The sequence below is a fragment of the Serratia sp. Ae19-1 genome (genome assembly GCF_059801225.1).
In genome coordinates this window covers 857,199-872,670 of sequence record NZ_JBCHWD010000002.1, presented here as the reverse complement: position 1 = coordinate 872,670, position 15,472 = coordinate 857,199, and the positions used below count along the sequence as shown (strand labels likewise).

Below are 15,472 nucleotides of genomic sequence, written 5' to 3'. Positions count from 1 at the left end.
TCTCTTTACGATAGGCGTAAAGCGTGCGGTTGTTTTATTTTTAGGCTCTTTCCCGGTGTTTAAGAAGAGCTGTAGGTGTTGTTAAGTCAGAGGTTCAGTCTTGCAGCAAGGTGACCGCACGCTCATTGTTACCGGTATCATGATACCGGTAACAACATAATCCTCGGAACCGGGTAAACGGCTAAAATTCGCGTTCTGGGACAGAGATCAAACTTATGCCGGCAACGAGCAGCGGGCTTACAGGCGGGATAACCAGCGCGCCTCAGGGCGCGCTGCAAAAAGAAAGAGAGTTAAAACAGAGCGTTAAAATGGCTCAGATGCTGCCGCCGGGGATCACGGTGAAACCGACGTCCACCATGCGCGGGCACACCGTTTCGCCGCGCAGCCGGGCCAGCAGACGCTCGGCGCCGATCTGGCCCATGCGTTCGCGCGGCGTCAGCACGCTGGCCAGTTTCGGCACCATCACCTGGCCGATGTCATGGCCGTGGAAACCGGCGATCGCCATGTCCTGCGGGATCGACAGCCCTTGCCGCTGGCACTCGAAGGCCGCGCCGATCGCCAGGTCATCGTTGGTGCAGAAGATACTGTCGATCTGCGGGTGGTCGCGCTGCGCCTGGCGCAGCAGCTCGCCGCCGGCGGAATAGGAAGAAGAGCGGGCGGTCATGATGCTGTACGGCTCCAGGCCGGATTCACGCATCGCCTGCTCATACCCCTGCTGTTTGATGATCGTACGCTCATCCTGACGGGCGCCGAAATAGACCACGTGGCGGTGGCCGTGCGCGATGATCTGCTGGGTCATCTGGCGCGCCGCTTCGAAGTTGTTGAAGCCCACCGCCAGATCGATGCACGGCGAAACGCAGTCCATCAGCTCCACCACCGGAATGCCCGCCACCTCGATCATTTTCAGGGTGCGCGCCGTGTGATGGCGCTCGGACAGGATCAGGCCGTCGATATTGTAAGAAAGCAGCGAGGTCAGACGCTCTTCTTCGCGCTCAGGCAGATAGCCGTAGTGCGCCAGCATGGTCTGGTAGTTGTGCGCGTCGGTCACGCTTTCGATGCCGCGCAGCACTTCGGCGAACACCTGGTTGGTCAGCGACGGCAACAGCACGCCAATCGCCCGGCTGGTGGCGTTGGAGAGAATGTCCGGCGCGCGGTTGGGGATGTAACCCAGCTCATCCAGCGCGACGGCGATTTTTTGCTGCAGGGCAGCGGAAACCTGGTCGGGATTGCGCAGATAACGGCTCACCGTCATCTTGGTCACGCCCACCTTGTCCGCCACATCCTGGAGTACCGGCCGTTTTTTCTTCATTATCAATGAACTGACTAACCGTGAATGGGCAGCCATTTTAGCAAAAAAAACGGCGGGCCGATATTGTCGGTTATGCGACTGCCAACGCAAAAAGGGCTCACATCGTGAGCCCTTCATACGCTGACAAAGGGGGAAAAAGCGTGGTTTTTCCCCCTTTGTGATAATTAGCCGAAAATCAATAAATTGATTTTCCTTGTTTTTATATGCTGCCGGCGTCAAGTCAGGCAACATCGTCAGACGTGTCATTAACCTCAAGGGCTCACATCGTGAACCCTTGATATTTACCGCTAAATCACACCGGCGGCAGATCGAACAGCAGGATTTCGCTCTCTTCGTCGGCCTGAATCGACAGCGTTGATTCATCCCAAACCGCAAATGCATCGCTGATGCCGGCGGCCTGGCCGTTGACCGAGACCTTGCCGCGCACCACCTGGATCCAAATGCGGCGGCCGGCGTCGATCGCGTATTCCGCCTGTTCGCCTTTATTCAGCGCCCAACGCGACAGCGTCATATCCTGGAACACCTTCAGCGAACCGTCGCGCGCATCCGGCGACAGCACCAGCTGACGACCTTGCGGCGCGTCGAACATGCGCTGCTCGTAGCGCGGCTCCAGCCCGACCTGATCCGGAATGATCCAAATCTGGTACAGATGCAGCGGGCGATCCTGGTTGGCGTTGTACTCTGAGTGACGCACCCCGGTGCCCGCACTCATGATCTGGAATTCGCCGGCCTGGATCTGCTCCTTATTGCCCATGCTGTCCTGATGTTCCACCGTGCCGCTCAGCACGTAGGTCAGGATTTCCATGTCTTTATGCGGGTGAGTACCGAAACCCTGCCCTGCGTCGATCATGTCTTCGTTGATCACCCGCAGCGCCGAGAACCCCATAAAGTTCGGATCGTAGTAGTCGGCAAATGAGAAGGTGTGCCAGCTATCCAGCCAGCCATGATTGGCGTGGCCGCGGTCTTCCGCTTTACGTACATAAATCATATTCAACTCTCCTCAATGTTTTTTTACAGTCTAGTCCTGCCAGCAGAATAAGAAAGCGTAAAAAACTCATGCCCCTGTTCAAAAATTTCGATGGAATGAAACAGCGGAAGGGCAGCGGATTTGTTGAAGGCGGAAGCGGCTGAAAAAAGGGCAAAAAAAAAAGCCAGCACCCGAGCTGGCTAAGTAAACACTGGAAGCAATGTGAGCAATGTCGTGCCTTCGCAGTGAGAGTATCAAGGGTTGATGCCCTCCCCGGAACGCATCGCAATAATAATCATTATCATTCGCACCTGTAAAGCGTTTTTTTTGACCCATTGAAATAATATTGACTCAAGGCAGTAAACGGATAAATTCAGAGGTTATTCAACCGGTAAGCGACAGGAGCAGCGACATGAGCGAGATCGTGATACGCCACGTGGAAACAACCGATGCACAAGCCCTGCATCATCTTTATTCTCAGACGCCCGTCTATCGCGATACGCTGCAGCTCCCGCTACCGTCCGTCGAGTCTTGGCAGAAACGCCTCGCCAATCCCGAACCGGGCACGCATAACTTGGCGGCCATCATCGACGGGCAGCTTGCCGGCCAGTTGGTGGTGATGCTGAATCAGCGCGTGCGCCGCCGCCACGTGGCCACCTTCGGCATCGGCGTCGATCCGCGCTACCACGGCAAAGGCGTCGGCAGCCGTCTGATGCAGGCGATGATCGACCTGTGCGACAACTGGGCGGCCATCGAGCGCATCGAACTCACGGTGTTCACCGACAACCCGGCGGCCATCGGGCTGTACCGCAAATTCGGTTTCGAGATAGAGGGCACCAGCCGCGCCTTCGCCATGCGCGACGGCGTGCTGGTCGACGCCTACCATATGGCGCGTTTTCGCAGGGGCGCAGTTAGCGCAGCGCAGTCTTGACGCCGACGAGCGCCCGCACGAAAGATACGCTACGCCTCATCGCGTCGCCCGTAACGGGCGACATCTTCTTGTGAGAGTGTGCCGATAGTGCGCAATGCGGCGATTATGCTACCTTTTCATCCTGTTAGCCTTCCTTCCGGCAAACACGCACCGTATCGAGATGAGACAGCCCTGAGAATATGGAGCCCCCATGGCACCCCCCTCTTCTAAAACCAGAGATGACATCACGGTGCTCAGAGCATTCGCCGTTATTTCCGTTTTAGGCTTTCATTTTGGCATACCCGGTTTTTCCGCCGGATTTATCGGTGTCGATGTCTTCTTTATCATCAGCGGCTATCTGATCAGCGGCCTATTAATTCGCGATATTGAACAGGGCCGGATGAATTTCGCGCACTTTTTGCTCAAGCGGGGGTTCAGATTGCTCCCAGCGCTGATCGCGACAGTCGCCATAACCTTCATCGCCACCTGTTTTATTCTGCAGCCCATAGAATTTGCAAATAACGCTAAAGCATCCCTATCCGCACTGTTTTTTATCTCTAACTTTTATTTTTATGCGATAGGCGGATATTTCGACGCAGCTCCCATCACCAAGCCTTTACTGCACACGTGGTCGCTGTCGATAGAAAGCCAGTTTTATCTTCTGTGGCCCGTGATTCTGTGGGTGACAATGCGCAAACGCATTCCCGCCAGGCTGACGATTTCCGTCTTTACCGCTCTTCTCTTCTTTTCTTCTCTGTATGCCATGCACAGAAACAGCTCCGCCGCATATTTATTAACGCCGTTCCGGCTGTGGGAGCTAACACTCGGCGGAATGTTCTATACCTTTAACGTTCCCGCCATCGCGCGCAGTAAAACGATCGCCAACGCCGTTTACGCCGCCAGTCTGATCGGCATTGCCGCTTTTGTTTACTTCCTGGATGAAAACATTCCCTTCCCAGGAATCTATGCCTTAATACCGACGCTCTGCACCGGGCTTATGCTGGTTTTCGGCCAAGAAGCCCCCATCGCGCGCTGGTTCGAACGCAAACCCATGATTCACATCGGCGAGATAAGCTATTCGCTTTATCTTGTCCATTGGCCGACCATAGTCATGGTCACGTATATCCTCGGCGACAAAACCCTCGCCGGCGGCTTGCTATCGTTGCCCCTCAGCTTCTCCTTCGCCTGGTTGATTCACCGCTATGTAGAACAGCGCTATCGCGCCGCCTGGCTGCACCGGAATAAAAACGCGCTCATCATCGGCTACCTCGCCGTCTTCGCTGTGCTGTCCGCGCTGGCCGCCTCTGCGGCCCTCAACGGCTGGATCTGGCGGCTGCCCGCAGATTTACAAGCAACGAACTCGGCCTTCAACAAACAGGCGGAAGATCGTTATGTCTGGGTGAATAGCAATGCGTTTAAACAAAACGACATCGCGAAATCGGGGAAAGTAAAACTGGTCATCATCGGCGACTCCCAGGCTGCGGATTTAATCAACGCAATCATGGAGTCACGCTATCATGATAATTTCGACATCTTGTCCATACAAAGTGACGTTAGGTGCGGGACGCCTTACGTCAGCCCGCCCGACAGAGAGCGTTATCTTGCAGAGATCAACCTCAACACTGCTTCTTCCAGCGGATTGAGGGGATTCTGCGGGCGGAAATTCACCGGCCTCTTCAGCGAGTTTAATACGCGGGAGATGAAGAGCGCCGATTTCATCTTAATCGCCATGAATTGGAAACCCTACAGCGCCAAATATCTCGGACAAACGCTTGGTCGGATGGAGGCGAACGGCGTTCATGCGAAGATCATCGTGGTGGGTAAAAAAAGCCTCAAGGCGAACGGGATTTTCATACTCAATAAAAACCAGCCACTACAGCAGGCCAATTTCTTCGCTGCCAGGTACATCAGCCAGACCACAACGGAAATCAACCGCGGCATTGCATCATCATTGCCAGACGGCGTGTCATTCTTCCAACCATTGAGCATCGTCTGCCCTGGAAACCGGCAATGCCTCATCATAGATGAGCGCAATAACATCACCTACAGTGACGAAGCGCATTTCACGAGAAAAGGCGCCCAGTTGTTCTCGAACGAAATCGTGTCTCAACTCGGCTTGCTGGGCACCCTCCCATCCTCTGCGGGCAACAAGGGCAATTAATCTACAGGAACCCGCTCCTCATGCCCAATTTGCGCGTGGAAAAAAAACGCGTCATCAGCGCCGGCTCGCGTTAAATGCCGGCGGTTTCCCGAATATAGCGGCGTGCCTTCACCGCATACTCGAATGGGTTGGCCAGCGCCGGATCCTGCTCGGCCTCCACCACCATCCATCCCTTGTAACCGCGCTCGTCCAGCAGCTTGAACACCGGTCTGAAGTCGATCACGCCATCACCCGGCACGGTGAAGGTGCCCTTCTTCACGCCGTCGAGGAAGCTCAGCTTGTTGGCCTTCACTTCCGCTACCACCTCATCGCGCACGTCCTTCAGATGGACATGGTTGATGCGCGGCAGATACTTCTCCAGGATCGCCATCATCGCCTGCTGGCTGCCTTCCGAATAATAGGCATGGCCGGTATCGAACAGCAGGTAGACGTCGTCGTTGACCATGCTCATGTAACGGTCGATTTCGGCCGTGGTCTGAATGCCGGTGCCCATGTGGTGGTGCAGACAGACCTGCATGCCTTTGCCGGCGGCGATCTTCGCCAACTCGTTGTAACCGTCGGCCACGCGCTGCCACTCTTCATCGCTGAAGTAAGGCTTCTCTTCGAACACCCCTTTGGTGGTGCCCTGAATGCTCTTGCTCTGCTCGGAACAGCCGATCACCCTGGCGCCCATGGCATGCAGGAAATTCATATGGTTGATAAATTCATCGATGGTTTTGTCTTTCTGACCGTCGGCGAAAAAGGTGCTGAACCAGGCGTTGCAGATCTGGATGCCGCGAATATCCAGCATCGGTTTCAGCACCGCCGGATCGCGCGGGTATTTGCTGCCCACTTCGCTGCCGGTGAAACCGGCCAGCGCCATTTCGCTGACGCACTGCTGAAAGGTGTTTTCCTTGCCCAGATCGGGCATGTCGTCGTTGGTCCAGCCGATCGGCGCAATGGCCAATTTCACGTTGTCTTTATTCATGGTCTGCCTCGGTCCTTGGAGGGCCGCCGGTGCACACGCCGCCGGCGAGCCGAATAAGATTATTTGCCCAACAGCTCTCTCTCGATGCGTTCTCTGGTCGCCACCGCCTGGCTCGGCATCTTTTCCGGGTAGCCGAACAGCGAGGTGCAGATGATCGATTCGCCGCCGGCCTTGAAGCTGCGGTTGGCAAATTCCATCTCGCGCAGCGTCTGGAACAGGGCGTCGAAATTCACCTCGCCTTCGCCGATGCCGACGTGCTGGTGCACAGCGGCGTCAACGCCCGGCGGGTTGACGATATAACGGCAATGCTTGGTGTGGTTCATGGTGTCGGCGATCAGCACGTGGGAAAGATCGTCCCCGGCGTACTGCAGCATGCCGGCCACGTCACCCTGCCCTTTGTCGTAGTAGAAGGTGTGCGGCACGCTGTAGAGGTATTTGACGTGGTCGCTGCGCAGCGACTTCACCAGATCGGCGGTTTCGTTGCTCAGCTCGCAGAAATCCCAAGGGTGCGACTGGATCTCCATGCGGATACCCTCGCGCTCGACGATCGGCAATAGCTCCTCCATCGAGCGATACCACAGCTCCTCGCAGATCTCCGGCTCATTGGGGTTGCCCGCCAGTTCGGTGTTGATCACCTGCACGCCCATCTCCACCGCGATTTCGATCATCCGCCGCCAGTTTTTGACCGCCGCCTGGCGGCGATCTTCCCCCGGCCCGGACCAGCGATACACCACGATAAATGAGGAGATCTCCACGCCGGTCGCTTTCAAGGCGTTTTTATACTCCGCCATGATTTCGCGGCTGGCCTTCGGATGTTTGTAAAACGGGTTGATCTGCGGGTGCGGCGACTGCTCAATGTACTTATAGCCCCAGTCCGCCACCTGCTGAACCATTTTGGTCACGCCCAAATCCCGGATAACGTCGACATCAAAAGCGATCTTCATGGTCACTCCTCTGCAATCGTGGTTACGCGCTGCGAGCGGTTATTTACCGTAAAACGCCGGGCGCGCCGGCAGGGTCACCGGCACGATCTCGCCGCTGAGCTGGGCCGCCACGCAGGCGTCGGCGGTCACCGCGGCGGCGTAGCCGTCCCAGGCGGAAGGCCCGGTCAACTTGCCCGCGGCCACGTCGTTGATGAAACCCTGCAGTTCGACGTCATAGGCATCGATAAAGCGATCCTTCCAGTCGGTCAGAATTTCGGTCGACAGGCGGGCGCCGCTGCGCATCTGCACCGAGGACGGTTCCGGCAGCTTGGCGATGCCGGTTTCCCCCACCACTTCACACTGAATGTCGTAGCCGTACTGGCAGTTGACGAAGATTTCGACGTCGATGCGCGTACCCTTGGCGGTTTCAAACAGCACAATCTGCGGATCTTTCAGGTGCGGAAACGCCTTCGGGCTCTTGCGCGGGAACACCACCTGCACCGACACGTAGTCGTCGTCAAGCAGCCAGCGCAGCACGTCGATTTCGTGGATCAGGGTGTCGGTGATCGCCATATCGGTGGTGTAGGCCTCGCCGACCGTCGGGTTGCGGTGCGCGCAGTGCAGCATCAGCGGCTCGCCGATCTGGCCGCTGGTCAGCACCTGTTTCAGCGCGCGATAGCCCTGGTCATAGGGGCGCATGAAGCCGACCTGCACCAGCCGCTTGCCGTGCTTCGCTTCGGCGTCGACAATGTTTTTGCAGCCCTGCGCGGTCACCGCCAGCGGCTTCTCGCAGAACACCGGTTTGCCGGCGGCGATGGCCGCCAACACGAACTCTTCATGACTCGGCCCCCAGGAGGTGACCAGCACCGCCTGTACGTCGGCGGCCTTAATGAGATCGTGTCCGTTGTCATACACCCGCGCATCCAGCTGCAGATCGCTCACCACCTTGGCGGCGTTGTCGCGATTGATGTCGTTGACCGCCACCACGCGAGCGCCCTGCAACACTTTGCTGCAGCGACGGATATGATCGCGGCCGATGGCGCCGGTGCCGATAACCCCAATGTTCAATGTCATTTTCGCTACCCTCGAGATTTATGTATGAAAACGAATCAGTAATCGCGCGCCTTATCGATGTTTTCCTGCAGCTTGCGCGCCACTGCGACGATTTTCTCGCTGTCGGCCACCTGAGCGCCGCCCACGCGCCACCAGCTGAGATACTTGTGCACCATGGTCTTCGGCAGCACCTTGATATCCAGCAGCGTGGATACGGTTTGCCTGCGGGCGTCGGCCAGCGCGTCGAGCAGCTGCTGTTCGGTGGTGACGCGATAGGTTTTACAACCGTAAGCCGCCGCCAGCATGGCGAAATCGACCGGCACCAGTTTGCCGTCGAGCTTGCCGCCCTGTGGATTGCGGAAGCGGAACTCGGTGGTATAGCTGTCCATGCCGTGTTCCATCTGCAGATTGTTGATGCAACCGTTGGTCATGTTGTCGAACAGCACCACGTTGATCTTGCAGCCTTCCTGAATCGAAGTGACCAGTTCGGAATGCAGCATCATGAAGGCGCCATCGCCCACCATCGCGTACACCTCGCGCTGCGGCTCGGCCAGCTTGACCCCCAAAGCGGCGTTGACCTCGTACCCCATGCAGGAGTAGCCGTATTCCACGTGGTAACCATGCTCGCCGTGGTTGTGCCAGACCCGCTGCAGATCGCCCGGCAGGCTGCCGGCGGCGGCGACGATCACGCTGTCCGGCGGCAGTTCGCGGTTCAGCACTCCCAGCACTCGGCTCTGGGTCAGAGCCGAGTCGGTCTGGGCGATAAATTCGGCGAACACCCGCTCGCGGTCGAGGTGATCGTCTATCTCCGGCACAAAGCCTGCACCGCCGTATTCCACCGCGTAAACCCGCTCGGTCTCTTCACGCTGGGCAGCGCGCGCCGCGGCGATGGCGTCGCCCCAGCCGGCGCGGTAGTCAGCCTGCGCCAGCAGCGCGCCCAATGCGTTCAGGGCCTCGCGGGCGTCCGCCAGCACCTGCACGCCGTCGAGCTTGCCGGCGTCGAAGGCGCTGACGTTGATATTGAGGAAGCTGACGTCCGGGTGTTGGAACAGCCATTTGGACGAGGTGGTGAAATCGGTGTAACGGGTGCCGACGCCAATCACCAGATCGGCCTGCCGGGCCAGCGTGTTGGCCGCCAGGCAGCCGGTTTCGCCGATGCCGCCGAGGTTGAATTCATGGTCGCTCGGCACCGTGCCTTTGCCGGCCTGGGTCTCGGCGAACGGAATGCCGAAGCGCTCGGCGAATTCGCGCAGCGCCCGCCCGGCCTGCGAGTACTTCACGCCGCCGCCGCACACCAGCAAGGGTTTGCGTTTGGCCGTCAGCAGCGCCAGCGCGTCCGCCAACATGCCGTCGGTCGCCGGACGGCGATCGAGCCGGTGCACCCGCTTTTGAAAGAAATAGTCGGGATAGTCGTAGGCTTCCCCCTGCACGTCCTGCGGCAGACACAGCGTTACCGCGCCGGTTTCCGCCGGATCGGTCAGTACGCGCATCGCGTTGATGCAGGCGCTCATCAGCTGTTCCGGCCGCACGATGCGGTCCCAATACTTGCTCACCGCACGGAACGCGTCGTTGGTGCTGATGCTGAGATCGTAAGGCTGTTCGATTTGCTGCAACACCGGGTCCGGCTGGCGGGAAGCGTAAACGTCGCCCGGCAGCAGCAATAAAGGAATGCGGTTGGCGGTGGCAGTGGCCGCGGCGGTGATCATATTGGCGGCGCCGGGGCCGACCGATGAGGTGCAGGCGTAGATCTGCCGGCGCAGTTTCTGCTTGGCGAAGCCGATCGCCGCGTGGGTCATGCCCTGTTCGTTGCGGCCCTGATGCACCCGCAGTTCACCGCTATCCTGCTCCAGCGCTTGCCCCAGCCCCAGCACGTTGCCGTGGCCGAAAATCGCGAAAATGCCCGCGACGAATTTGGTTTCCACCCCGTCGGCCAGCAGATACTGGTTATCGAGAAATCTGACGAGCGCCTGCGCCATGGTTAGCCTGATCTTGCCCATTTACTCACCCTTTAGATTGAGGGCCGCCCCGGAAAGGGCTCGCGCCGAGCCGACAATCCCGTGTTTGTGTTACGCGGCGGCAGCTATTATCTTGAGCAGGCGATGCCCGCTGCTCACGAAGTCGACAACCTGAAACGTGAAGCGATTATAAACAAATATATTTTTCATAAAATCACATTACAGAAGAAACATTTCATTTTGCGATAAAGATCGCATATTGCATGAAAAGCCCGTTTCATCTCGTGGCTTTGCCTTCACCGGCTTCACGCCGCGTATCAGCCGGTAAAGCCATCGACGCGCGAGGCGACAGCCTTTTATCCTGCCGTCACGCCCCTTTTCCGCGCGCCCCTGGTCGCCGTTTCACAGCCGCTTCATCGGCTTTTTCCTCTCCTTTGTCGATGTTTTAAACGCATCACATTTTTGGGGTGTAAATTTCATTCTATATTGAAATTGAAATTTTCATTCCCCATACTGTCCACATGCTTCCAGCAGGGCGCCACGCTCGGGCCGCCGCCGGAGTTTTGCTTAAACAGAAGGAAACGGGTATGGCTACACAAGAAAAACAGCTTGATGTCATTTGTCTCGGGCGCATCGCCGTCGATTTCTATGCTCAGCAGATCGGCGCGCGTCTGGAAGACACCGGCACATTCGCCAAATACCTCGGCGGCTCTTCCGGCAACGTGGCCTACGGCACCGCCATTCAGGGGTTAAAATCCGGCATGCTGGCGCGTGTCGGCGACGAGCACATGGGCCGCTTTTTGCGCGAAGAGCTGCAGCGCGTCGGGGCCGATACCCGCTGCTTGATCACCGATAAACAGCGGTTAACCGGCCTGGTGATCCTCGGCATCAAGGATCAGGAAACCTTCCCGCTGATCTTCTATCGCGAAAACTGCGCGGACATGGCGCTGACGCCGAGCGACATCGACGAATCCTACATCGCCTCTTCGCGCGCGCTGGCCATCACCGGCACGCACCTGTCGCACCCGAACACCCGCGCCGCCGTGCTGAAGGCGCTGGAATACGCGCGCCGCCACGGCCTGCGCACCGCGCTGGACATCGATTATCGCCCGGTGCTGTGGGGGCTGACGTCGCTGGGCGACGGCGAAACCCGCTTTGTGGAATCAGACCAGGTAACCCGCGAGCTGCAGGAGGTGCTGCACCATTTCGATCTGATCGTCGGCACCGAAGAGGAGTTTCATATCGCCGGCGGCAGCACTGATACACTGACGGCATTGAAAAACGTGCGCCGCACCACGGCAGCCACGCTGGTGTGCAAGCGCGGCGCGCAGGGATGCTCCGTGTTCGAGGGCGAGATAGCCGACAGCTGGACGCAGGTGAAGCTGCACGCCGGCGTGCGGGTTGAGGTGCTGAACGTACTGGGGGCCGGCGACGCGTTTATGTCCGGCCTGCTGCGCGGCTACCTGAACGATGAGGGCTGGGATCAGGCCTGCCGTTACGCCAACGCCTGCGGCGCATTGGTGGTCTCGCGCCACGGCTGCGCGCCGGCCATGCCGACCAAACGGGAGCTGGACGACTATCTGCAGCGTGAACAGCAGGTCACGCGCCCAGACCGCGATGCGCGTCTGAACCACCTGCACCGGGTCACCACCCGCAAGCAACAGTGGCCGGAACTGTGCGTGTTCGCCTTCGATCACCGCAAGCAGTTGGCGGACATGGCGCGCGAGGCCGGCGTCGGCGAGGAACGCATTCCGCATCTGAAAACCCTGCTGCTCACCGCCGCGCAACAGGCTGCCACACAGGCCGGCCTCAACGGCAACAGCGGCATTCTGGCCGACACCACCTATGGGCAGGCGGCGCTGAACGAAATCACCGGCCAGGGATGGTGGATCGGCCGGCCGGTAGAGCTGCCCAGCTCGCGCCCGCTGCGTCTGGAGCACGGCAATATCGGCTCGCAGTTGATCGACTGGCCGCAGGAGCACGTGGTGAAGTGCCTGGTGTTTTATCACCCGCATGACGCTGCGGAACTGCGCCGCGAACAGGATGAGCTGATCGCCGACGTCTACCGCGGCTGCTGCAAATCCGGCCATGAGCTGCTGCTGGAGGTGATCCTGCCGGACAGCAACGCCGACAAGGACGAACGTTATTACCTGGAGATGATTGAGCATTTCTACCAGTTGGGCATTCAGCCGGACTGGTGGAAACTGCCGCCGCTGAGCGCGGAAAACTGGCGACGGGTCGGCGCGCTGATCGACAGCTACGATCCGTTCTGCCGCGGCGTGCTGATCCTGGGGCTCGACTCCCCTGAGGCGGTGCTGAAGGCAGGCTTTGCCGCCGCCGCAGATGCGCGTTGGGTGAAAGGTTTCGCCGTCGGTCGCACCATCTTCGGTCAACCTTCGCGCCGTTGGCTGCAGGGGGAACTCGACGATGCGGCGCTGATCGAGCAGGTGAAACAAAAATACCTGACGCTGATCGATTTCTGGCGCCAGTACCGGCCGCAGACGAGCGGCGCTCACTGACAGCGAGAAGCGAGTTCACGTCCCCTTAAGGCCATTTCGCCGCTTTAAGGGGATTTTTTTGCCCATTTTCTGTGAAGTCGCGCAACGTGCGATCGAATAAATCGCTTTTTGAGGAAATGAAATTTCCGCTCCGTCTGTTAAAATACCCTGTCAATATGTCAGGCGTCAGGCCAATGCGCCTTCACCCCACTGCGAGCCGAATGGATGAACAACCCAACTCAACTTTCGCTGTTACAGGACGAGATCCGCCACCGTTATGAAACGCTGAGCAAGCGTTTGAAGCAGGTGGCGCGCTATATTTTGGATAACAGTAACAGCATCGCTTTCGATACCGTTGCCTCCATCGCCGCACAGGCCAGCGTGCCGCCCTCCACCCTGATCCGTTTCGCCAACGCCTTTGGCTTCAGCGGCTTCAACGAAATGAAGCAGGTGTTCCGTCAGCATCTGATGGAAGAGACGGTGAACTATACCGAGCGCGCGCGCCTGTTCCGCCAGACCTCCACCGACGACAACGTCGCGCCGGAGAAACCGGCCGAAATCCTCAACGTATTCACCATGGTCAACGCGCAGGCGCTGCAGCAGCTGGCGATGCAAATCGCTCCCGAGCAGTTGGATCGCGCCGTGGATCTGCTCAACAACGCCGAAAACATCTACGTGATCGGCCTGCGCCGCTCGTTCAGCGTCGCCTCCTACCTCACCTATGCGCTGCGCCATCTGGAGCGTCGCGCGTTTCTGATCGACGGGCTGGGCGGGATGTTCACCGAACAGCTGAGCATGGTGAAACCGAAAGACGTGGTGATCGCCATCAGCTATTCACCGTACGCCCGCGAGGCGGTGGAACTGGTGGAGTTGGGCGCCAAGCGCGGCGCGCAGCAGATCGCCATCACCGACAGCCAGGTCAGCCCGCTGGCCGCCTTCAGCGACGTCTGTTTCGTGGTGCGCGAAGCGCAGGTGGACGGGTTCCGTTCGCAGGTGGCCTCGATGTGCCTGGCGCAGACGCTGGCGGTCTCGCTGGCGCTGAATAACGCCCGGGACGAGTAAGCGGCACGTCTGACGAAAGCGCCCGAGACAGGCTCGGGCGCGGCGGGATTATTGCAGCAATAAATAACGGTAGAGCACGCTTTCCAGATCCTGCTTCATGCTGATGAAAAGCAGAATCTCCACCGTCTGGCCGTCGTAGTCATAGATGACACGGTATTCGCTGTCGGGATCCAATCGTTCGTGCAACCGCACCCCCATGCCCGCCAGCACGGCGTTGAAGCGGTAGCGGGCGGGATCGTCAGCAATTGCCGCAAGGGACGATAACAGCAGGTTATCCACGAACACTCCGGCTGCGGCGGCCCCTATCGTTCCGCTCTTGTAAGACTCGATGTCTTTCAGGCTCCATTCCGCCGCCGGCGCGACGGTAAAACGTATTTCCTGGGGCATCCTGCACCTCGGGCCTATTTCCGCGCGTCACGCAGCCGCTGCAAGGTTTCTTCGGGCGACAGACCGCGCTGATTTTTAATCTCTTGCTTCGCCATCATAGTCAGTTTCAACAACGCATTGGACTGGCGCTCGAGATTGCGTTCCCGAATTTCGGCCTCTCTCTCAGCCGCCGTTTGCACAAATAGCTCAGCGACACCATTTTTTGTGACATAGACCCCGCCTTCAAACAGGTCGGGCGAACCTAATCCTTCGCGCGCCGCTTTTTGGGACATGGTGGTCGTCATGGTTGTTCCTCCTGCGCATAGGCAATCACGCTGTATCACAGCGGTTATTGGGATTCACTCAGTCAGAGAGCGAACGCGTGCCGACAGGTTATCATTTGAGCAAGATGGAGGGCAAATTTAGGGCAAATTTATACCCTGATAAAGAGAAGGCCCGGCAAGCCGGGCCTCAAGCGCTTATTGCGCGGCGGGGTAACCTTCGCCGTTAATCCAGGCTTGGTCTTTTTCCCAGGTGAACTTCCACTGCCGCACCGGCCCGGCCATCACGTTGAGATAATAGTTGTCGTAGCCCGCCAGGGTCGCCACCGGGTGATAACCGCGCGGTACTTTCACCACGTCGCGATTGTAGACCGGCATGCACTCGTCGAGCGTGCGATCGTCGGTATAGACGCGCTGCATGCAGAATCCCTGCTCCGGCTGAATGCGGTGATAGTAGGTCTCTTCCAGATAGGTTTCGTCCGGCGAGTCTTCCCGATCGTGCTTGTGGCTCGGGTAGGAGCTGGTGTTGCCCTCGTCGGTATACACTTCCACCACCAGCAGGCTATCGGCCGGCTCGCTGTCCGGCAGAATGTTGTGCACCAACCGCTGGTTACGCCCCTTGCCGCGCCGCTCCACGCCGATATCCGCCGGCGTAATCAGCCGTGAAGGCAGGTGGCCGCCGCCGGGGGCACTGCACACCGCCAGCTCCAGCTCGGTCTCCGCCCGCACCTCGATGCGATCGTGATGCGGCACATACACCGCGTAAGGCGGCGTGCGTTCGAACGGGCTCATGCGCTTGCCGATATGCGGGTATTCGGCGCGCAGCGTGGCCACGGAGGCAATACCGGCCACCAGCACCAGACACAGCTCGTTGTCGCCGCATTCCAACTGCAGCGACTGCCCGGCGGCCAGGCGGTAAACGTCAAAGCCGACATAGCGCCAACCGGCATTTTCCGGCGTCACGTGCTGGATACGCCCCTCGGCGTTCGGCGTCTGACATTTGGCAAGCAGTGAAGACAT

Annotated in this window: 13 protein-coding genes; 4 read left to right on the top strand and 9 right to left on the bottom strand. The window is 58.8% G+C overall.

From position 1 onward, the window contains the following. Positions 1 to 313 precede the first annotated feature (313 nt). Entirely contained in the window at positions 314 to 1,309 is a 996-nt protein-coding gene (gene gntR / locus AAIE04_RS09410) for a gluconate operon transcriptional repressor GntR (protein WP_154747648.1), read from the bottom strand. A gap of 292 nt (positions 1,310 to 1,601) precedes the next feature. Continuing rightward, a complete protein-coding gene (locus AAIE04_RS09405; RefSeq protein WP_019455191.1) occupies positions 1,602 to 2,297 on the bottom strand; it encodes a pirin family protein in 696 nt (231 codons plus the stop codon). A gap of 391 nt (positions 2,298 to 2,688) precedes the next feature. Between AAIE04_RS09405 and AAIE04_RS09400 the strand changes: the two genes are divergently transcribed. After that, entirely contained in the window at positions 2,689 to 3,207 is a 519-nt protein-coding gene (locus tag AAIE04_RS09400; RefSeq protein WP_498576839.1) for a GNAT family N-acetyltransferase, read from the top strand. Positions 3,208 to 3,397: 190 nt separating this feature from the next. Next, on the top strand, positions 3,398 to 5,347 hold the full coding sequence (locus tag AAIE04_RS09395) for an acyltransferase family protein (protein WP_498576838.1): 1,950 nt from the start codon (positions 3,398 to 3,400) through the stop codon (positions 5,345 to 5,347). A gap of 70 nt (positions 5,348 to 5,417) precedes the next feature. Here the strand turns inward: AAIE04_RS09395 and iolE are convergent, their stop codons facing one another. From iolE to iolD, 4 genes are read right to left on the bottom strand one after another with little or no spacing between them, the layout of a single operon-like run. Further along, complete coding sequence (gene iolE / locus AAIE04_RS09390; protein ID WP_019455194.1) at positions 5,418 to 6,314, bottom strand: myo-inosose-2 dehydratase; 897 nt, start codon at positions 6,312 to 6,314, stop codon at positions 5,418 to 5,420. A gap of 59 nt (positions 6,315 to 6,373) precedes the next feature. After that, positions 6,374 to 7,258 carry a sugar phosphate isomerase/epimerase family protein gene (locus AAIE04_RS09385; protein ID WP_019455195.1) on the bottom strand — a complete coding sequence of 295 codons (885 nt, stop codon included), beginning with the start codon at positions 7,256 to 7,258 and terminating at the stop codon, positions 6,374 to 6,376. Between the two features lie 39 nt (positions 7,259 to 7,297). Continuing rightward, a complete protein-coding gene (iolG, locus tag AAIE04_RS09380; RefSeq protein ID WP_004930848.1) occupies positions 7,298 to 8,311 on the bottom strand; it encodes a bifunctional inositol 2-dehydrogenase/D-chiro-inositol 1-dehydrogenase in 1,014 nt (337 codons plus the stop codon). Between the two features lie 35 nt (positions 8,312 to 8,346). Continuing rightward, entirely contained in the window at positions 8,347 to 10,287 is a 1,941-nt protein-coding gene (gene iolD, locus AAIE04_RS09375; protein WP_498576837.1) for a 3D-(3,5/4)-trihydroxycyclohexane-1,2-dione acylhydrolase (decyclizing), read from the bottom strand. A 545-nt stretch (positions 10,288 to 10,832) separates the two neighbouring features. On the opposite strand from iolD, the gene AAIE04_RS09370 reads away from it, so the two are divergent. Beyond that, positions 10,833 to 12,764 carry a bifunctional 5-dehydro-2-deoxygluconokinase/5-dehydro-2-deoxyphosphogluconate aldolase gene (locus AAIE04_RS09370; RefSeq protein ID WP_498576836.1) on the top strand — a complete coding sequence of 644 codons (1,932 nt, stop codon included), beginning with the start codon at positions 10,833 to 10,835 and terminating at the stop codon, positions 12,762 to 12,764. A gap of 204 nt (positions 12,765 to 12,968) precedes the next feature. Then, a complete protein-coding gene (locus AAIE04_RS09365; protein WP_019455199.1) occupies positions 12,969 to 13,805 on the top strand; it encodes a MurR/RpiR family transcriptional regulator in 837 nt (278 codons plus the stop codon). A gap of 48 nt (positions 13,806 to 13,853) precedes the next feature. Here AAIE04_RS09365 and AAIE04_RS09360 read toward each other — a convergent pair whose 3' ends face one another. From AAIE04_RS09360 to iolB, 3 genes are all read right to left on the bottom strand, one after another. Further along, positions 13,854 to 14,192, bottom strand: a complete 339-nt coding sequence (locus AAIE04_RS09360) for a type II toxin-antitoxin system RelE/ParE family toxin (RefSeq protein ID WP_063918375.1) — start codon at positions 14,190 to 14,192, stop codon at positions 13,854 to 13,856. Positions 14,193 to 14,206: 14 nt separating this feature from the next. Continuing rightward, positions 14,207 to 14,476, bottom strand: coding sequence for a hypothetical protein (locus tag AAIE04_RS09355; RefSeq protein WP_004930864.1), 270 nt, complete (start codon positions 14,474 to 14,476; stop codon positions 14,207 to 14,209). A 174-nt stretch (positions 14,477 to 14,650) separates the two neighbouring features. Beyond that, a complete protein-coding gene (iolB, locus tag AAIE04_RS09350; protein ID WP_498576835.1) occupies positions 14,651 to 15,472 on the bottom strand; it encodes a 5-deoxy-glucuronate isomerase in 822 nt (273 codons plus the stop codon).